The sequence below is a fragment of the Comamonas serinivorans genome (assembly GCF_002158865.1).
Classification (GTDB): Bacteria; Pseudomonadota; Gammaproteobacteria; order Burkholderiales; family Burkholderiaceae_C; genus Comamonas_E; species Comamonas_E serinivorans.
Genome location: NZ_CP021455.1, coordinates 1155943 through 1175221 on the forward strand (window position 1 = coordinate 1155943; position 19279 = coordinate 1175221).

15 protein-coding genes are annotated in these 19279 nt (G+C 67.7%); 13 read left to right on the forward strand and 2 right to left on the reverse strand.

Annotated elements, in window-relative coordinates:
• Positions 1 to 4: 4 nt before the first annotated feature.
• Positions 5 to 595, forward strand: a complete 591-nt coding sequence (locus CCO03_RS04850) for a GNAT family N-acetyltransferase (RefSeq protein WP_087277966.1) — start codon at positions 5 to 7, stop codon at positions 593 to 595.
• Positions 596 to 1041: 446 nt separating this feature from the next.
• Here CCO03_RS04850 and CCO03_RS04855 read toward each other — a convergent pair whose 3' ends face one another.
• Complete coding sequence (locus CCO03_RS04855; protein ID WP_236904030.1) at positions 1042 to 2439, reverse strand: heavy metal sensor histidine kinase; 1398 nt, start codon at positions 2437 to 2439, stop codon at positions 1042 to 1044.
• Positions 2436 to 3125 carry a heavy metal response regulator transcription factor gene (locus CCO03_RS04860; RefSeq protein ID WP_087277972.1) on the reverse strand — a complete coding sequence of 230 codons (690 nt, stop codon included), beginning with the start codon at positions 3123 to 3125 and terminating at the stop codon, positions 2436 to 2438. Before CCO03_RS04860 ends, CCO03_RS04855 begins: the two co-directional genes overlap by 4 nt.
• A 159-nt stretch (positions 3126 to 3284) precedes the next feature.
• On the opposite strand from CCO03_RS04860, the gene CCO03_RS04865 reads away from it, so the two are divergent.
• From CCO03_RS04865 to ntrC, 12 genes are all read left to right on the forward strand, one after another.
• Positions 3285 to 3608, forward strand: coding sequence for a DUF4148 domain-containing protein (locus CCO03_RS04865; RefSeq protein ID WP_157667505.1), 324 nt, complete (start codon positions 3285 to 3287; stop codon positions 3606 to 3608).
• Positions 3609 to 3700: 92 nt separating this feature from the next.
• Positions 3701 to 4138 (forward strand): hypothetical protein, encoded by a 438-nt coding sequence (locus CCO03_RS04870; protein WP_157667506.1) that lies wholly within the window; start codon positions 3701 to 3703, stop codon positions 4136 to 4138.
• A 60-nt stretch (positions 4139 to 4198) separates the two neighbouring features.
• Positions 4199 to 5521 (forward strand): TolC family protein, encoded by a 1323-nt coding sequence (locus tag CCO03_RS04875; RefSeq protein WP_087277979.1) that lies wholly within the window; start codon positions 4199 to 4201, stop codon positions 5519 to 5521.
• Between the two features lie 4 nt (positions 5522 to 5525).
• A complete protein-coding gene (locus CCO03_RS04880) occupies positions 5526 to 6845 on the forward strand; it encodes an efflux RND transporter periplasmic adaptor subunit (protein ID WP_087277982.1) in 1320 nt (439 codons plus the stop codon).
• 10 nt (positions 6846 to 6855) lie between these two features.
• A complete protein-coding gene (locus CCO03_RS04885) occupies positions 6856 to 10011 on the forward strand; it encodes a CusA/CzcA family heavy metal efflux RND transporter (RefSeq protein WP_087277985.1) in 3156 nt (1051 codons plus the stop codon).
• Between the two features lie 919 nt (positions 10012 to 10930).
• Entirely contained in the window at positions 10931 to 11290 is a 360-nt protein-coding gene (locus CCO03_RS04890; protein WP_157667507.1) for a hypothetical protein, read from the forward strand.
• Between the two features lie 506 nt (positions 11291 to 11796).
• On the forward strand, positions 11797 to 12663 hold the full coding sequence (locus CCO03_RS04895) for an EI24 domain-containing protein (protein WP_087277989.1): 867 nt from the start codon (positions 11797 to 11799) through the stop codon (positions 12661 to 12663).
• Between the two features lie 395 nt (positions 12664 to 13058).
• Entirely contained in the window at positions 13059 to 13871 is an 813-nt protein-coding gene (locus tag CCO03_RS04900) for a competence/damage-inducible protein A (RefSeq protein ID WP_087284190.1), read from the forward strand.
• 328 nt (positions 13872 to 14199) lie between these two features.
• Positions 14200 to 15615, forward strand: coding sequence for a type I glutamate--ammonia ligase (gene glnA, locus CCO03_RS04905; RefSeq protein ID WP_087277993.1), 1416 nt, complete (start codon positions 14200 to 14202; stop codon positions 15613 to 15615).
• Positions 15616 to 15857: 242 nt separating this feature from the next.
• Complete coding sequence (locus tag CCO03_RS04910; RefSeq protein ID WP_087277996.1) at positions 15858 to 16403, forward strand: hypothetical protein; 546 nt, start codon at positions 15858 to 15860, stop codon at positions 16401 to 16403.
• A complete protein-coding gene (gene glnL / locus CCO03_RS04915) occupies positions 16393 to 17481 on the forward strand; it encodes a nitrogen regulation protein NR(II) (protein ID WP_236904031.1) in 1089 nt (362 codons plus the stop codon). The genes CCO03_RS04910 and glnL overlap by 11 nt, the downstream gene beginning before the upstream one ends.
• A 32-nt stretch (positions 17482 to 17513) precedes the next feature.
• The gene (gene ntrC / locus CCO03_RS04920; protein WP_087277999.1) at positions 17514 to 19100 is read left to right on the forward strand and encodes a nitrogen regulation protein NR(I); all 1587 of its coding nucleotides are present in this window, start codon (positions 17514 to 17516) and stop codon (positions 19098 to 19100) included.
• Positions 19101 to 19279 lie beyond the last annotated feature (179 nt).

Sequence of the window (19279 nt, forward strand, 5' to 3'; positions counted from 1 at the left end):
TCGCATGCACCTTTTTCCACCGGCACACCCCTTGCTCACGCCGCGGCTGCAACTGCGGCGTTTTCGCGACACCGACTTCGCCGCGTATGCCGCCTACCACGGTGACCCGCAGGTGTACCGCTTTCTGTACCAGGCCGCACCCGAGGCCGACCGGCTGGGAACGCAGTTCGCCGAGGTGTTGCGCGCACCGTTCGACGGCGATGGGCACGCCTTGCGCCTGGCGGCCGTGCGCCAGGCCGATGAGGCCGTTGTCGGTGAGGTGCTGCTCAAGATCGCCAGCCTCGCGGCCTTGCAGCTGGAGGTGGGCTACATCTTCAACCCGCGCTTTGGCGGCCAGGGCTATGCGACTGAGGCGGTGCGCGCCCTGCTGAATTGGGGCTTCGAGGGCATGGGCGCCCACCGGATCTTTGCGCGGCTGGATGCGCTCAACACGGCCTCTGTCAAGGTGGTGGAGCGCCTGGGCATGCGCCGGGAAGCCCACTTGATCCAGAACGACCGGTTCAACGGTGTCTGGGGAGACGAGTACATCCATGCGTTGTTGCGGTCCGAGTGGCCGCAGGTGGCTGTGTGCCCTGGCCAGGGCCCAGCAGGATGAGGTGTTCGGCCTGGGGCAGGCCAGATGCCGGTCGAGCGACCCGGCCTCGGTCCCGATGATGGGGTGGCGAGGCATCGCAGCGCCATCTTGGGTGACTACGCGATGGCATCGCCCATGGCGAACACCCTCTGCATGACGTGGGCGGCCACGGGTGTGAGGCTGCGTCTTGCCTGCGCGACCTGGCCGGGGGTCTGCTGATGGATGCCATCGGCGTCGTGGCCTTCGCGCCGGTGCTGCTGGCGCGGCGCTGCTGGGCGTGGCCCTGCTGCTGCAACGCAGATCGCCCGCTCACCCGGCGCTGCAAGCCTGCTGGGCCGTTGTCCAGCCATCCACATCGCAGTGCAATTCTTGTGCAGTATGGGTCAACTTCCGTTTGATTGACATCGGATATGCGGGTATACCCATGTTGATGTGGCGTTTGCGGTGCCCGCCCCGAAGTCGGGTGATCAGTCGCGTGCCGGGGCACCGCCTGCAGCCGGCTCCCCCGTGTCAGCGGCCCCAGCCTGGGGACCACCGGGCTCGGCATCCATGGAGAAGCCGATCGTCGTGCGGCCCTGGGCGGAATGGGCCGACGCCTGCCCGCCGTGCATGCGCGCAACGGCGCTGACGATGGCCAGACCCAGGCCGTGGTGGCGGGCGGCGTCGGTGCGCGCGGCATCCACGCGGTAGAAGCGGTCGAACAGGTGCGGCAGGTGGCTGGCATCCAGGGGCGCGCCCTGGTTGCTCACCGCCAGCGTCACCTGGCCGTTGCCAGGGACGATGTCGATGCAGAGGTCGGAGCCCGCATCGGCATGGCGCACGGCATTCGACAGCAGGTTGGACAGGGCGCGCTCCACCAGCGGCTGGTCCAAGGCGCCGACGTGGTCGCCCCGAATCCGCAGGCCCAGACCGGCCTCGGCCAACTCGGCTTCGTGGTAGCTGGCGACCCGCTGTGCCACCGCAGCCAGGCTGGCGGGTGGGCCGCGCCGTGCGAGCGCCCCGCGGTCGGCCCGGGACAGGAACAACATGTCCTGAACGATGCTGGCCATGCGGTGCAGCTCTTCGAGGTTGGCGCCCAGCGTGTCGCGCAGGGTGCCCGCATCGCGTTGCCGCCGCAGGGCAATCTCGGTGCCGCCGATGAGGTTTGCCAACGGGGTGCACAGCTCATGCGCCACGTCGGCGTTGAAGCCCTCCAGCTGCTGGTAGGCGTGCTCCAGGCGCTCCAGCAGCGCGTTGAACTGCTCGACCAGGGGCCGCAGCTCGTCGGGCTGGCCGGCGAGCAGAAGGCGTTGGTGCAGGGTGTCGGCGCTGAGCTGGCGTGCCTGGTCGGTCAGCAGCCGCAAGGGGCGCAGGCCCTGCCGCACCAGGACAAAGCCGCCGGCCGAGATCAGCGCGGCCCCGATCACGCTCGCCAGCACCAGGATCCAGGCGATGCGGGCCAGCAGCACTTGGTCGTCGTCGATCGACAGGCCGAGTTGGCCGCTCACCCGGGGTCGGCCTGCACCCGGCACACCCGGCAGGGCGCTCTCGATGGCCCGGGTGCGTTGGGCACGGCGGGGCACGTCGCCCGCTGGCGGGCGTGCATAGAACACCGTGCCGTCGGCGTGGCGCAGCACCAGCGACATGTCGCCATGCCCGAGCAGGAACTCATCGAGCCGATGGCGCAGGTCCGCCGCGCTGGACTCCGCGAACAGGTGCGCGAGCAGGGTGGTTTTCTCGTCGAGGAAGCGCGTCTGCCGCGATTCCAGCCCCATCGCAATCGCGGCATAGATGGCGAGGCAGATGGCGGCCAGGCCGGCCAGGCTTTGCAACGCCAGCCACATCGACAGGCGTCGGCCCAGGGAATGAGGGCTGTGCGCTGTCACGTCGAACGGGGCTCCAGGACGTAGCCCATGCCGCGAACCGTGTGCAACAGGGGGTGCGAAAACGGCTCGTCTATCTTGCTGCGGAGTCGGCGCACGGCCACGTCGATCACGTTCGTGCCATGGTCGAAGTTCACGTCCCAGACCTGCTCGGCGATCTCGGTGCGCGACAAGACCTCGCCCGTGCGCCGCATCAGCAACGACAGCAGCTGGAACTCCTTGGCCGACAGGTCCAGCCGCCTGCCGTTCCGCGTGGCGCGCCGGCGGACCAGGTCCAGGTGCAGATCGGCCACGGTCAGCTGCAGCGTGTCGGCCAGGCCCGGCGCGGTCGCGCGCCGCAGCAGCACCTCGATGCGGGCCAGCAGCTCGGTGAACGCAAACGGCTTGACGAGGTAGTCGTCGGCGCCGGCCTTGAGCCCCTGCACGCGGTCTTCGACCTGGCCCCGTGCGGTCAGCATCAGGATGGGGATGTGGGCCCGCGGTGACTGCCGGAGCGCCGCCAGCACCCCCAGGCCATCGATGCCGGGCAGCATGCCGTCCAACACGATGAGGTCGTGGTGGCCTTCGGTCGCAAGGTGCAGGCCATCGATGCCGTTGTGCGTCACCTCCACCACATAGCCTTCTTCGCCCAGCCCCTTGCGCAGGTAATCGGCCAGCTTGACCTCGTCTTCGACCACCAGGATCTTCATGGCGCGATCCGATCCGTGGCGCGCCTCTGACATGACAGAACTGTCATCTGCCGGACCCGTTCCTGTTGGGTGCGGCTTCCTACAGTGGCCCCCATGCCTCGTGGCATGCGAGACGCGTTGAGAACACGTCCGCAATTTCCGCTGACAGGAGTGATCACCATGAACAAGACTTTTTCCATTTTGACCATTGTCGCTGGCGTGCTGTCGGCCCCGGTGGCCGCGCATGCCGCATCGGCCTGGCACGAGGGCAACGGCAACGTGGTTCAGTTCACGCCCCACCACATCGGCTCCCAGCCGCGGGCCGAAGTGCAGGCCGACACCCGTGCGGCGCGCGAAGGCGGCACCCTGAGCACCTACCAGAGAGCGATTCCCGTGCCGGGCAAAAGTTCGGCCAGCCCCAAGACGCGCGCCGAGGTGATCGAGGAGATGCGCACCCAGTCGCCGGAAGCCCGCCAGGCGTACAAGGCGCTGTACGGCGGCTGATCGCCGCCGGGGGGGCGCCGACGCGCGCCGCGCTCGCATCGTCCAGGCCTGGCAGACGGCCTGAGACGATCTCCCTACAATCGCCCTCGCTCATGAACCAGGCATCCCTTCGCAGCGCATCGAGCGGCGGCTCCGCCGCCGCGATGCCGGCTCGCCGTCAGCGGCTGGCCGGCTGGCTGCTGCTGGCCTTGCTGTGCCTGATGCCGCTGCAATTCAGTTGGGCGGCCGTGGCCCGCTATTGCCAGCACGAGGCCGTGGCCCCGGCTCAGCAGCCCCATGCCGGGCACCACAGCCACGAGCACCGGGCGCAGGTGGCGGGCGTGGTGTCCAGCCTGCCCGATGCGGATTGCCACTACTGCCATGCCTCGGTGGCGCCGTTCGTGATCTCGCAGTACGCGCAGCAGGCGCCCAGTGTGCCGCCCCAGCAGCGGCTGCAGTCCCCCAACCCCGCTTTCCCTGGCTGGATTCCGCCCGGCATCGACCGCCCCAATTGGCCTTGGACCGACCGTTCCGGCATGGCGGAGGCTTGAGCTTGCTTTGACCTTGGCCATGTCGGATTCACGTTGGTTCGAGACTGAACGGAGAATTCGATGGGCAAAGTTCGTGTGCCGCTCGCCTGGTTGGCGTGTGCGGCCTTGGCCGGCAATGCGCTGGCGGATGAGGGTCGGCTGGGGGATGCAGCACCCCCTGTGCGAGGCGGGTTGAGCGAGCCCGCCCCTGCGCCCGCGACGGGCGCAGGGCTGGACCTGGCGACGGCGTTGCACCGCGCCGAGGCGCGCAGCCCCGACATGGCGGCCTCACAGCTGGAGGCGGAGGCGACGCGCCACGAGCTGGCGCAGGCGGGTGTTCGGCCCAACCCTGAACTGGGGGTGGACGTGGAGGACGCGAACCGTCGCCAGCGCACGACCACCGTGCTGCTGAGCCAGCGCATGGAGCTGGGCGGCAAGCGCGACGCGCGGGTGCAGGCCGCGCGCAAGGCCAGCGAGCTGGCCACCGTTCAGACGCAGCAGCAGCGCGTGGAAACGCGTGCGGCGGTGACCCGCGCGTTCTTCGACACCCTGATCGCGCAGGAGCGCGTCCAGCTGGCGCAAGAGGCCTTGAACCTGGCGCAGCTCGGCGCCGCGGTGGCCGACAAGCGCGTGCAGGCGGGCAAGGTGTCGCCGGTCGAGCTGACCCGGGCCCGTGTGGCCCAGGCGCAGACGCGCATGGCGCTGACCCAGGCGCAGGGCGAGCTGCAGACCAGCCTGCACGCGCTGCATGCGGCGCTGGGCGGCGACACCCGCGTGGAACGGGTGGAAGGCAAGCTGTTGCAGGTGCCCACCTTGCCGGCGTTGCCGGCTGTGCTGGATACCGCCGAGCGGGCCCCGGCGCGGCGCAAGTCGGCCCTGGACGTCGAGCGCTGGAGCGCCGTGGCGGCGGTTGAGCGCAGCCTGCGCACGCCCGATGTCACGCTTTCGGTCGGCATCAAGCGTGAGCGCGAGAGCGCTCGCAACCAGGTGATGCTGGGCGTCTCCATGCCGCTGCCGCTGTTTGACCGCAACCAGGACAACGAGCTGGCCGCGCTCCGGCGCCGGGACAAGGCGGAAGAAGAAGCGCGCGCGCTGGCGCTCAGGCAGCGGGCGGATCTGCTCTCGGCCCATCAGCGCTGGGCCAGCGCCACCGAGGTCGTGGCGCTGATGCGCCAGGACGTGCTGCCCGGTGCCGAAAGCGCGTATGCGGCTGCCACGCGGGGCTTTTCGCTTGGCAAGTTCAGCTACCTGGAGGCGCTGGACGCCCAACGCGCGCTGCTGGAGGCGAAAACCCAGTACCTCACCGCCCTGGCGGATGCCTACCGCGCCGCCAGCGATGTCGAGCGCCTGATCGGTGAGCCGCTGTTCGGCACTGCCGCCCCTTCCACGACCACGCCGAAGTAACGCCATGAACCGCCTTTTTGTTTCGACCCAACGCGGCCTCGCGCGCGCACACCTGCTGATGATCGTGGCCCTGCTGATCGTGGGCGCCGTGACGGCGCTCCTCATCCTGCGGCCGGCTTCGGGTCCCTCTGGCGCCGATGACCATGGCCATGGTCATGGTCACGGAAAAGCGGGGCATGCCAAGGGTGACGCCACGGCGTCCCGCGCCGGGCATGACGAGCACAGTGACGACGACCACCGCGAACACGGCGACGAGGCGCAGCCCGCCAAGCCGTCGCCCGCCGCTGCGCCCGAGCAGGAAGTCGTGGCGATGACCGATGCCCAGATTCAGGTCGCCGGCATCGAGATCGCGCGCAGTGCGCCGGCCCCGTTGCAGACGGTGCTGACGTTTCCGGGCGAGATCAAGTTCAACGAAGACCGCAGCGCGCACATCGTGCCGCGCACGCCGGGCGTGGTGGAGGCCGTGCACGTCGAACTGGGACAGCCGGTGCGCAAGGGCCAGGTGCTGGCCGAGATCGCCAGCACCACCGTGTCCGACCTGCGCGCCGAGCTGCAGGCCGCCAGCCAGCGCACCGCCCTGGCGCGCAGCACCTACGAGCGCGAACGCCAGCTGTGGCAAGAACAGATATCGCCCGAGCAGGACATGCAGCAGGCCCTGCAGGCGCTGCGCGAGGCCGAGATCGGCGTGGCCAACGCGCGCCAGAAGCTGCTGACGCTGGGCGCTGCAGCCACCGGTGCCGGCGGCGGGCGCGTGGCCTTGCGTGCGCCCTTCGAGGGCATCGTGGTGGACAAGCACCTGACCCTGGGCGAAGCGGTGCAGGAGAGCACCAACGCCTTCACCGTGGCCGACTTGTCCACGGTCTGGGCCCAGCTGAACGTGCCGGCGCGCGAGCTGGAGCAGGTGCGGGTCGGCGAGCTGGCCACCGTGCGCTCGGGCGCTTCCGGCGCCACCGCTCAGGGTCGCATCGCCTACGTCGGGGTGCTGATTGGCGAGCAGACGCGCACGGCGCCGGCGCGCGTGACCCTGCCCAACCCGCAGAACGCGTGGCGCCCGGGCCTGTTCGTCAACGTCGAAGTGGCCACGGGACACAGCCAGGCCCCGGTGACGGTGAGTGAAGCCGCGATCCAGACGCTGGACGGCAAGCAGGTGGTGTACCTGCGCGTGCCGGGCGGCTTCCGGGCTCAGCCGGTGGAGCTGGGCCGGCGCAGCCAGGGCCGCGTCGAGATCGTCCAGGGCATGGTGGCGGATCAAGCCCACGCGGCCCAGGGTAGCTTCACCGTCAAGGCCGAGCAGGGCAAGGCCGAAGCCTCGCACACGCACTGAAGGAGTCCCGATGTTTGAACGCATTCTTCGGTTCGCCATCGAGCAGCGATGGCTGGTGCTGCTGGCCGTGTTGGCCATGGCGGGCCTGGGCTTCCACAACTACCAGCGGCTGTCCATCGACGCCGTACCGGACATCACCAACGTCCAGGTCCAGATCAACACGGCGGCACCTGGGTACTCCCCCCTGGAGACCGAGCAGCGCGTGACGTTTGCGGTCGAGACCGTGATGGCGGGCCTGCCGGGTCTGGAGCAGACGCGCTCGCTGTCGCGCTACGGTCTGTCGCAGGTGACCGTGATCTTCCAGGACGGCACGAACATCTTCTTTGCCCGCCAGCTGGTCAACGAACGCCTGCAGTCGGCCGCCGGCCAGTTGCCCGAGGGCATCCACCCGCAGCTCGGGCCCATCTCGACCGGCCTGGGCGAAATCTTCCTGTGGACCGTGGAGGCGGAGGAGGGGGCCACCAAGCCCGACGGGACGCCCTACACCGCAATCGACCTGCGCGAGATTCAGGACTGGGTCATCAAGCCCCAGTTGCGCAACGTGCCCGGGGTGACCGAGATCAACACCATCGGCGGCTACGCCAAGCAGTTCGAGGTGGCGCCGCAGCCCGAGCGGCTGGCCGCGTACGGCCTGTCGTTGAGCGACCTGGTGAACGCGCTGCAGCGCAACAACGCCAACGTCGGCGCGGGCTACATCGAACGTCAGGGCGAGCAGTACCTGATCCGCGCGCCGGGCCAGGTGGCCAGCCTCCAGGACATCCGGAACATCGTGGTGAGCAGCCAGGGCAGCACGCCCGTGCGCATCGCCGACGTGGCTGAAGTGGGCCTCGGCAAGGAGCTGCGCACGGGCGCGGCCACCGACAACGGGCGCGAGGTCGTGCTGGGTACGGTGTTCATGCTGATCGGCGACAACAGCCGCACCGTGGCGCAGGCCGTGGCTCGCAAGATGGCGGAGATCAACCAGAACCTGCCGCCCGGCGTGCAGGCCATCACGGTGTACGACCGCACGGTGCTGGTGGACAAAGCCATTGCGACGGTCAAGAAGAACCTGTTCGAAGGCGCGTTGCTGGTGATCGCGGTGCTGTTCCTGTTCCTGGGCAACCTGCGGGCGGCGCTGATCACGGCGCTGGTGATCCCGCTGTCCATGCTGTTCACCTTCACCGGCATGGTGAACCAGAAGGTCAGCGCCAACCTGATGAGCCTGGGCGCGCTGGACTTCGGGATCATCGTCGACGGTGCCGTGGTGATCGTGGAGAACTGCGTGCGTCACCTGGCGCATGCCCAGGCCCGGCTGGGTCGGCCGCTGACGCGCACCGAGCGCTTGCATGAGGTGTTCGCGGCAGCCAGGGAAGCGCGCCGCCCGCTGCTGTACGGCCAGCTCATCATCCTGGTGGTCTACCTGCCCATCTTTGCGCTCTCGGGGGTGGAGGGCAAGATGTTCCACCCCATGGCCTTGACCGTGATGCTGGCGCTGCTGGGCGCCATGATCCTGTCGGTCACCTTCGTGCCGGCGGCGGTGGCGCTGTTCATCGGCAACTCGGTGGCGGAGAAGGACAACCGCCTGATGACTTGGGCCAGAAAGGGGTATGCACCACTTCTCGATTGGGGAATGAACGCAAAAGCGGTGATGCTCACTGCAGCGGCCGTGGCGGTGGCGTTGAGCGCCTTGTTGACCACGCGCTTGGGCAGCGAATTCATGCCCAGCCTGAACGAGGGCGATTTCGCCGTGCAGGCCTTGCGCATGCCGGGCACCAGCCTGAGCCAGTCGGTGCAGATGCAGCAGCAGATCGAGACCACGCTGATCGAGCAGGTGCCCGAAATCGAGCGCGTGTTCGCGCGCACGGGCACCGCCGAAGTGGCGGCCGATCCCATGCCGCCCAACATCTCGGACGCCTACGTCATGCTCAAGCCCGAGTCCGAATGGCCGGCGCCCCAGCGCACGCGCGACGAAGTGGTGGCCGCGGCCCAGGCGGCGCTGGCCGAGCTGCCGGGCAACAACTACGAGTTCTCGCAGCCGATTCAGCTGCGCTTCAACGAGCTGGTGTCGGGCGTGCGTGCCGACGTGGCGGTGAAGGTGTTCGGCGACGACATGGCGGTGCTGAACGACCAGGCACGGCGGATCGAGGCGGTGCTCCAGGGCATTGCCGGCGCTTCGGAGGTCAACGTCGAGCAGACCACGGGCCTGCCGATGCTGACCGTGCGCATCGACCGCGAGGCCATCAGCCGCTATGGGCTGAACGTGGCCGATGTGCAGGACACCGTGGCCACCGCGCTGGGCGGGCGCGAGGCCGGCACCCTGTTCCAGGGCGACCGCCGCTTCGACATCGTGGTGCGCCTGCCCGAGTCGGTGCGCAGCGACCTGGAGGCGATGCGTCGCCTGCCCATCCCGCTGCCGCGGTCGGGCGACGGGCCGGTGCGCTTCATCCCGCTGTCCGAGGTCGCGGCGTTCGAGCTGGCGCCTGGCCCGAACCAGGTCAGCCGCGAGGACGGCAAGCGCCGCGTGGTGGTCAGCGCCAACGTCCGCGGCCGCGACCTGGGGGGCTTTGTGCGCGAGGCGCAGGCGGCGCTGAACGCCCAGGTCAAGCTGCCAACGGGCTACTGGCTGGACTGGGGTGGTCAGTTCGAAAACCTGGCCTCGGCGGCCACGCGCCTGCAGATCGTGGTGCCCATGGCCTTGCTGCTGGTGTTCGTGCTGCTGTTCATGATGTTCGGCAACGTGCGCGATGGCCTCATCGTGTTCACCGGCATCCCGTTCGCGCTGACCGGCGGCATCCTGGCACTGTGGCTGCGTGGCATGCCGTTGTCCATCACCGCAGCGGTGGGCTTCATCGCGCTGTCGGGCGTGGCGGTGCTCAACGGCCTGGTGCTGATCGCCTTCATCCGCACCCTGCGCGAGGCAGGCGCCTCGGTCAGCCAGGCGGTGCGTGACGGTGCGCTGACGCGGCTGCGTCCCGTGCTGATGACGGCGCTGGTCGCCTCGCTCGGCTTCGTGCCCATGGCCATCGCCACCGGCACGGGGGCCGAGGTGCAACGCCCCCTGGCGACGGTGGTGATCGGCGGCATCCTGTCGTCGACCGCCTTGACGCTGCTGGTGTTGCCGGTGCTCTACCAGCTGATCCACCGGCGTGACGACGGGCCAACGTCACCTTCACCCCTCAAGGCATGACGAGAGGATCGATCTGGTAACCCCCAGGGTTCAGAGCCCGCGCCAGCCACTGATGCACACGTGCGGATCAACGTGTGAGGTTTCTGCCACAAGTGCGTGGCAGTCGCATCAACGCAACATAATGCAACATACCGCGCCCTGAATCCTTAGGCCAGATGACAGATGGGAATGAATCGTGAGTAAACATCGATTGTTGATTGCATCTTTGGGATTGGCCCTGAGTCCTGTGGCCTTGGCCGCGACCCAGGACTTCACCAGCCCGGGGTTCCATGGCTTCACGGTGCCGGCTGGGGTGACCTCCATCCAGGTGGAAGTGGCAGGTGCAGGCGGTGGGGCGGGTTCTGGCTTCACGTTTCGAGATGTGCCCGGAGCGCCGCCATACATGATTGGGGTGTTTCCTGGAGGCAGTGGCGGCGCGGGCGCACGGGTCACCGCCACCTTGACCGTGGTGCCGGGCGACCTCCTGGAGATCGTCGTTGCAGATGGTGGCAAAGGGGGCTCGCTCCATCGAGCTGATGCGCCGGTCGGAACGGGGGCTGGGGGATCTGGCAGCGGATCGGGGGGGGCAACCACGAACGCGGCATATCCAGACCCGGGTTCGAACACGCGCAGCATGGCGGGCGGCGGCGGAGGTGGCGCTTCGTCGCTGTCCATCGGTGGCACGTTCATTCGAGCCGGCGGCGGCGGCGGGGGCGGCGGTGCATTTCAAAGCCAGGCCACCGTGTCGACCGCAGAGTCTGGGGCGAATGGGCTGCAGCCCGCTGTATCGACCGCCAGTTGCATGAGCCCCGGCGATGGTTCTGATGGGACTCACTCACCCCTGTTGGTCGAGAACGGGGCCTACCTCAACACCGGATCAGGCGGGGGCGGGGGAGGGGGCTATCTGGGGCAAGTCGGAGCCGGCGGGATCACCCCCGGCTTGCTGTTTGACTTCGGACCTCCGGTGGTGGAGTTTGCACCCACCGGCGGGGGCGGTGGCGGCTCGTGCATTCATGTGAATGGCACGCGCCAGCTCTCCAACGTCAATTCGGATGTCCAAGGGGGCTCGGGTGGCGTCGCAGATTCAGACCCGATTTTGATCACAGACTTCTTTGACGGCATCGTGTCGCCCCCCATTGATGGCTCCGCTGGCTGGGTGAGGTTGACCTTCTCCGATGCGCCTGTCGTCACGCCCCCTGCGCCTGCGCCGGTGCCGGCTTTGGGGATGGCTGGCGTGGTCTCCCTCTCGGCCTTGATGCTCGGGATGGGCGTGTTTCGCCGACAACGCCTCAACCCCTGAAGTCATGGGCGGTTGGGTGCGCTTCAGGTGAGCGTGGCGGTTGCCCAAGTGAGCTGTCGATGGCGAGCGGAGGCACATCGCTCGGCACAGCCCTGCAATCGGTTCAGGGGTCAGCGCGGCCAGCCAACCCTATACGGCAGGTCGCAGCCGATGACGGGCGGCACTCATCGGGGCGTCTCGCCCTGAGCGCCAGGGCGGGCGATCTTGAGCAGTCCGAGACCGATGTTTTCATGGCCGCAGCCAACGCGCCTGCGATGGGGGGTATGAGGGGATTTTCGTTTTCATATGAACGGCAACTGCGCGATACTGCTGCAGCTTGTGACTTGAATAGGGCGAATCCCGGTGGCGAGCCGAACTGATTTCGATGGCCCCTCTCGTTGCGCCGCAGGCTGCGCCACAGGGGGCAACCCCTCGCGATGCCCGCCTGTTTCCCCGCATGGCGGGGGGGCGTGCGGGCCGGATGTGGATGATGCAGGCCCTGACATGGCCCTTCGATCGAACCCCTCATGACCCGTGTGCTTCGCAGTTTGAGACTGGCCCTGGCCGACCTTTTGCGCCCGCGCACCTGGGCTTACGTGGTGCTGCCCATCCTGCTTCTGGGGCTGCTCGTGGGCGGCGTCAGCGTGCTGTTCTGGGACGAAGCGAGCTCGGGCTTGCTGCGTTGGCTGTCGGGCTGGGCCATGGTGGAGGCGGTGCAACACCACATGACGCGCTGGTTTGGCCACGCCGCCTGGCTGGGCGACGTGGGCGGCGTGTTGGTCGGGCTGATGCTGGCCATGGCCTTGTACACGGTGGCGCTGCTGTGCGCGGTGGTGGTGGCGTCGGCCGTGCTGGCGCCGCTGGTGGCGCGCGATGTGGCGCGGCGTCGCTTTGGGGGCCTGGCGCGCCGTGGCGAGACCACGTTCTGGCAGTCGGTCGTCTGGTCGGCTTCGGCGCTGGCGCGGGCGATGCTGTACCTGCTGATCAGCCTGCCGCTGTGGTGGGTGCCGGGTGTCCATTTCATCGTGCCGCCCTTGATCTGGGGCTGGCTCAACGCCCGCGTGATGGGCTTCGATGTGCTGTCCGACTTCGCGACCGGGCTGGAGTTGCGCGAGCTGCTGCGCACCAGGCGCCGCGATCTGGTGCTGATGGGTGTGGTGACCGGGTTGCTCGGCGCGGCTCCGGCGGTGGTGTGGGCGTCGGGGCTGCTGTTCGCGGCGTTCTTTGCCGTGCTCATGCCGTTGGCGGCCATGATTTACATGGCCGTGCTGGTGTTCACAGCCCTGTGGTTTGCCCATTACACGCTGGATGAGTTGCAGCTGCTGCGCGATAAGAATGGGAGTACGGCGGTGTTTCCGATTCAAAATAAATCGAAGCTGGCGAATACTGCCTGATAAGGCTTTTCAAGCCTGGCCAAGCGGTCGTGGATTGACGCGGCGCGGACAGGTGCCCTGCTGCGGCAGGATTCGCAGGCGTCCTCCTGCGCCGTTCAGTCCGATGGCGTCGGCGGTGCAACCGTGGCCCTGCGCTGGCGGCCTTGGCGCTGCGCGTGATGTCCGTGTCGCTTCGCCGCTGCATGCGATGGCACCGGGGCGGAGGCCGCTGACCCCGGCCGCGTCCGGCGCGATGGGGCCAGAATGCGGGCGGTTCATTCCCTTTCTGCTGCCCATCGCCTGCCATGTCTGATTCACCTGATTCGAACACCGCGTCGTCCCCTGTCAGCGAGGCCGACGAGGCCTTGCGCGTCGTGCCCGACGCAACCTTCACCTGGCCCGCCGACGAAGCCCGCATGCCGCGGGTTGGGCTCATCGTGGTGGGGGATGAAATCCTGTCGGGCAAGCGCCAGGACAAGCACCTCGCCAAGTGCATCGAGCTGCTGACGGCACGCGGCATGAGCCTGGCCTGGGCCGAGTACGTGGGCGATGACCGCGACCGCATTGCCGCCACCCTGGCGCGTGCCTTTGCATCGGGCGACGTGGTGCTGTCCACAGGCGGCATTGGGGCGACCCCCGATGACCACACGCGGCAGGCGGCCGCGCAGGCCCTGGGTGTGCCGCTGGCCTTGCACCCGCAGGCCAAGCTGCTGATCCAGGCGCGCATGCGCGAAGTGGCGCAGCAAAAGGGCGAGCCCTACGAGCCCGAGCGGCCCGACAACCTGCACCGCCTCAACATGGGCGTGTTTCCGGCCGGCGCCAGCCTGGTGCCGAACGCGTTCAACCGCATTCCCGGCTTCAGCTGCGCCGGCGCGCGCGGTGGGGCGGTGCACTGCTTTCCGGGGTTCCCGGTGATGGCCTGGCCCATGATGGCCTGGGTGCTGGACAGTTACTACCAGCGCTTGCAGCGCCGGGTCGTGCAAGTGGAGCGCTCGGTCATCATCCTGGGGGCGGCCGAAGGGCTGCTGACGCCGACGATGGAAGCCATTGAGTCCGAGCACCCCGCCGTGAAGGTGTTCAGCCTGCCCTCGGTCGACCACCCGGAGTGGGGGGCGCACATCGAGCTGGGGGTGAAGGGCGAAGCGGCCGAGGTGGAAGCGGCGTACGCCGACCTGCGCCAGCGCCTGGCCGCGTTTGCGTTGCGCTACGGACCGGAATTGAGCCGGTGATCCCCCGGAGGGCTTGTGACGCACCGTTTCGGGGCTTTGTCATGCGTATTGCACCAATCTGGTGACTTTCGAGAGGTGTGAACCAAAGTGGTGCGATCGCCAAGGGGGTGGGGCGGCGCCCCACCGCCGTGCGTGAGAAAAAAGCGCCGGGACCTGGGAGCGCCCCTGCCCGACAGGGCGGAGTCAGGGCACAATGCGCGCGCGCTGTGAAGAGCGGGAGCCATCGCGAAGGTCGCGACCCCCGATCCCCACCAGCAACATGGCATGAAACCTGCATTCTTCCGGGTGGATTGCTTGATGAACTGATCGGATTAACCAGGAGAGCTTGATGGCCAAGAGTGTCGCAGACGTGATGGGCATGGTGAAAGAGAACGAGGTCAAGATCGTTGACTTCCGCTTCACCGACACGCGTGGCAAGGAGCAGCACGTGAGCGTGCCGCTGTCTCATTTCGACGAAGACAAATTCACCGAAGGCCATGCGTTCGACGGCTCGTCGGTGGCCGGCTGGAAGGGCATTGAAGCCTCGGACATGCTGTTGATGCCCGACCCGAACACGGCGTACATCGACCCCTTCTTTGAAGAACCCACGCTGGTGCTGAGCTGCGACGTGCTCGAGCCCGGCGACGGCAAGGCCTATGACCGCGACCCGCGCTCGATCGCGCGCCGCGCCGAGGCCTACCTGAAGGCCTCTGGCCTGGGTGACACGGCGTACTTCGGACCGGAGCCCGAATTCTTCATCTTCGACGGCGTGCGCTGGGCCGACGGTCCCTCGGGCACGTTCTTCGAGATCGAAGAGTACGAAGCGCCGTGGAACACCGGCACCAAGTTCGACACCGGCAACCGTGGCCACCGCCCGACTACCAAGGGGGGCTATTTCCCCGTGCCGCCGGTTGACTCGACGCACGACATGCGCACCGAGATGGTCCTGATCCTGGAATCGCTGGGCATCCCGGTCGAGGTGTACCACCACGAAGTGGCGGGCGCTGGCCAGAACGAAATCGGCACCAAGTTCAGCACGCTGGTCGAGCGCGCCGACTGGACGCAACGCCTGAAGTACGTGGTGTGGAACGTGGCCAATGCCTATGGCAAAACCGCGACCTTCATGCCCAAGCCCTACGCCGGCGACAATGGCTCGGGCATGCACGTGCACCAGTCGATCTGGAAGGACGGCAAGAACCTGTTCGCGGGCAACGGCTATGCCGGCCTGTCGGACACGGCGCTGTACTACATCGGCGGCATCATCAAGCACGCCCGTGCACTGAACGCCATCACCAACCCTGGCACCAACAGCTACAAGCGCCTGGTGCCCGGCTTTGAAGCCCCCGTGAAGCTGGCTTACTCGAGCCGCAACCGCTCGGCCTCGATCCGCATTCCGCACGTGGCCAGCGACAAGGGCCGCCGCATCGAAGCGCGCTTCCCCGATCCCCTGGCCAACCCGTACCTGTGCTTCTCGGCGCTGCTGATGGCCGGTCTGGACGGCATCGAGAACAAGATCCACCCCGGCGAAGCCGCCACCAAGGACCTGTACCACCTGCCGCCCGAAGAGGACGCGCTGATCCCGACCGTGTGCTCCAGCCTGGATCAGGCCCTGGAAGCCCTGGACAAGGACCGCGCCTTCCTGACGCAAGGTGGCGTGTTCACCGACGCGATGCTGGATGCCTACATCGAGCTGAAGATGGGTGAAGTGCAGCGCCTGCGCATGTCGCCGCACCCCGTCGAGTACGACATGTACTACTCGCTGTAAAACGCAACATCGCGTTGACGTGTGAAAGGACGGCTTTGGCCGTCCTTTTTTGTGGGTTCCCAGCCACGCTTGCGGTGTCAGGGGGCGGACTTTGCGCGATACTTACCCGTCGATAAAGTTGCGTTCACTTACAAATTGGGCGCTTCGCCGTCGGGTGTGATGGAATCTTTGGGCGTCAGGCCACTCCATAGCGCTTTTGACCGATGCAGGTGGGCTTCAGGGCCCCATCAAGGAAAGCAGTCATGCATGTGATCATCCCTTCGTTGTTGTTGGCTTTGGTGGCGGGCCTGCCCATGGCCGCTGCGGCGCAGGACAAGGTGTATCGCTGTGGCAACGAATACACCAACCGGCCCGCCAAGGGCAAGGACTGCAAGGCGCTGGACACCAGCGTCGGGGTGACCGTCATCCATGGCACCCGGCCGCAGGCCGTGGCAGCGCCATCGCCGTCGCCGAGTCCCCAGCGCACCGCTGCCGCGGCGCCGCCACGGGCGCGCCCAGCCCCCACGGCCACCGTGGCGACGGCCGTGCCCCGTCCGGTGTCCAACGACCCGGGCCAGAAGGCGCGGGACAGCGACGCCCGCGTGATCCTCGAGAACGAGCTGCAGCGGGCCCAGTCGAAGCAGGCCGAGCTCGTCAAGGACTACAACAATGGCCAACCCGAGAAGGTGGGCGGCGAGGCACGCAACTACCAGAAGTACCTGGACCGCGTGGCGGGCATGAAAGCCAACCTAGACCGCAACCAGGCCGACATCGACAGCATCCAGCGCGAACTGAGCCGTGTTCGCTGAGGACCCTGCTGCGCTGGCGGACACGGCGCGCTTTCAGGCCTTCGACCGCCTGGCCTCGCTGGTGGCCGTGGTGCGTCACGACGGGCAGTTCGCCTTCGTGAACGTGGCCCTCGAGAGCGTGCTGGGTCGACCGCTGCACAGCCTGCGTCAGTTGAGCCTGCAGCATTACCTGCAGGACACGCTGGACTTCGAGCAGGCCCTGGCCGGTGTGCGGCGCAACGCGTTCTCGCACATGCGCTTCGATGCCACGCTGGTGCATCCCGAATTGGTCGAGCCCATGTTGGTGCACGTCATGCTGGCCCAGCCCGAAGACCCCGATGAGATCGTCATCGAGATGGTGCCCATCGACCTGCAGGTGCGGCTGGCCCGCGAGGAGCGCCAAGCCGGGTTTGGCGAGGCCAACAAGGAGCTGGTGCGCAACCTGGCGCACGAGATCAAGAACCCGCTCGGCGGCATCCGCGGCGCGGCCCAGCTGCTCGAAATGGACATCGAGGACAAAGGCCTGCGCGAGTACACCCAGGTCATCATCCACGAAGCCGATCGCCTGCAGACCCTGGTCGACCGGCTGCTGGCGCCGCATCGGCATGCCCATGTGGTCGGTGCCGTCAACATCCACGAAGTCTGCGAGCGGGTCCGCTCTTTGATCCTGGCCGAATTTCCCCAGGGCCTGACCATCGCGCGCGACTACGACATCTCGCTGCCCGACCTGCATGCCGATCGCCAGCAGCTGATCCAGGCTGTGCTCAACATCGCCCACAATGCCGCGCAGGCCTTGTCCGAGCGCATCCAGGCCGGGGATGCGCGCATCACCTTGCGCACGCGCGTGGCGCGTCAGGTCACGATCGGCAAGCGGCGACACAAGCTGGCATTGCAATTGCTTATTCAGGACAACGGCCCTGGTGTGCCCGATGCCATCAAAGAACGGGTATTTTTCCCACTGGTGTCTGGACGCGACGGGGGAACCGGCTTGGGCCTGACCTTGGCGCAGACCTTTGTGCAACAGCACGACGGGATGATCGAGGTGGACAGCGAGCCCGGCCGCACGGAATTTCACATCTTGATTCCCCTGCCTTCCTGAGCGGGGGATGACCGCCAGAAGGACGCAGCTGCATGAAGCCGATTTGGATTGTTGACGATGACCCCTCCATTCGCTTTGTGCTCGAGAAGGCGCTGGCACGCGAGGGGCTCGCAACCCGCAGCTTCAGCAACACCAAGGATGTGCTGGCTGCGCTGGCCGATGGGACGTCGCCTCAGGTCCTGGTGAGCGACATCCGCATGCCGGGGGGCTCAGGCCTGGACCTGCTCAACCAGGTCAAGGCGCGTCACCCCGAGCTGCCGGTCATCATCATGACCGCGTTCTCGGACCTGGACAGCGCCGTGGCGGCGTTTCAGGGCGGCGCCTTCGAATACCTGGCCAAGCCCTTCGACCTGCCCAATGCCGTGGACCTGATCCGGCGCGCGCTGGACGAGAGCAGCCGCGAAAGCGAACAAGCCCAGGCCAGCAGCGTGACGCCCGAGATGCTGGGCCAGGCCCCGGCCATGCAGGAGGTGTTCCGCGCCATCGGCCGCCTGTCGCAAAGCCACGTCACCGTGCTCATCACGGGCGAGTCGGGCGCGGGCAAAGAGCTCGTGGCACGCGCCCTGCACAAGCATTCGCCGCGAGGCGATCTGGGCACCAAGGGCCCGTTTGTGGCCATCAACACCGCTGCCATTCCCAAGGATTTGCTCGAAAGCGAGCTGTTCGGTCACGAACGCGGGGCTTTCACCGGCGCGCAGACCATGCGTCGCGGGCGGTTTGAGCAGGCCGATGGCGGCACGCTGTTCCTCGACGAAATCGGCGACATGCCGTTCGACCTGCAGACGCGCCTGCTGCGGGTGCTGTCCGACGGGCACTTCTACCGCGTCGGCGGGCACAACCCCATCAAAGCCAACGTGCGCGTCATTGCGGCCACACACCAGAACCTGGAGCAGCGCGTGCGCGAAGGCGGGTTCCGCGAAGACCTGTTCCACCGCCTGAACGTCATCCGCCTGCGCCTGCCAGCCCTGCGCGAGCGGCGCGAGGACATCCCGGTGCTGGCGCGCCACTTCCTGCAGCAAAGCGCCTTGCAGCTCGGCGTCGAGCCCAAGCGCTTCACGTCGGCGGCGCTGGCGCGCCTGGCGCAGTTCAGCTTTCCGGGCAATGTGCGTCAGCTCGAGAACATCTGCCACTGGCTCACGGTGATGGCGCCCGCCCAGGTGGTCGAACCCGAGGACCTGCCGCCCGAGGTGCTGAGCGAGCTGGCGCCGGCCGGTCTGACCCAGGCGGCGCCCGTGCTGGCGCCCGAGCCCGATGGCCACATCGAGACCGCCGCCTTGGCGGCGCCCGCGCCCGGCCCGGTGTCCGCGGCTGCGTTCAACGGCGCACTCGAGCCCATGCACAGCGTGCACGCCACGGGCCTGGACAGCCGCGTCGGTGTGCCGGCGGCGCACGATCCGCTGGCCGACTGGGACCGCCAGCTGGCTCAAGAGGCAAGGCAGCTGCTGGTCCAGGGCCAGACCGACGTCTGGGAGGTGCTGACCCGGCGGTTCGAGACCTGCCTCATCCAGACGGCCCTGGCCACCACCAAGGGCCGGCGCATCGAGGCCGCCCAGAAGCTTGGCATCGGCCGCAACACCATCACGCGCAAGATCCAGGAGCTGGGCCTCGACGAGGTGTGATGGTGAATGAGGCAGTATGAGCCAATTACCGTTGATTATAAAACGAGAACATGGCCATACTGCTGAAAATGGGATGACGATGAACCCGGCGCACGGTAGAGCCGCGCCTTGGGCATCGCCGTCGCGGGGCGGGCCCCCAACCAGGGTGAGCAACGCGGTATGGCATGCAGGGGGCACCC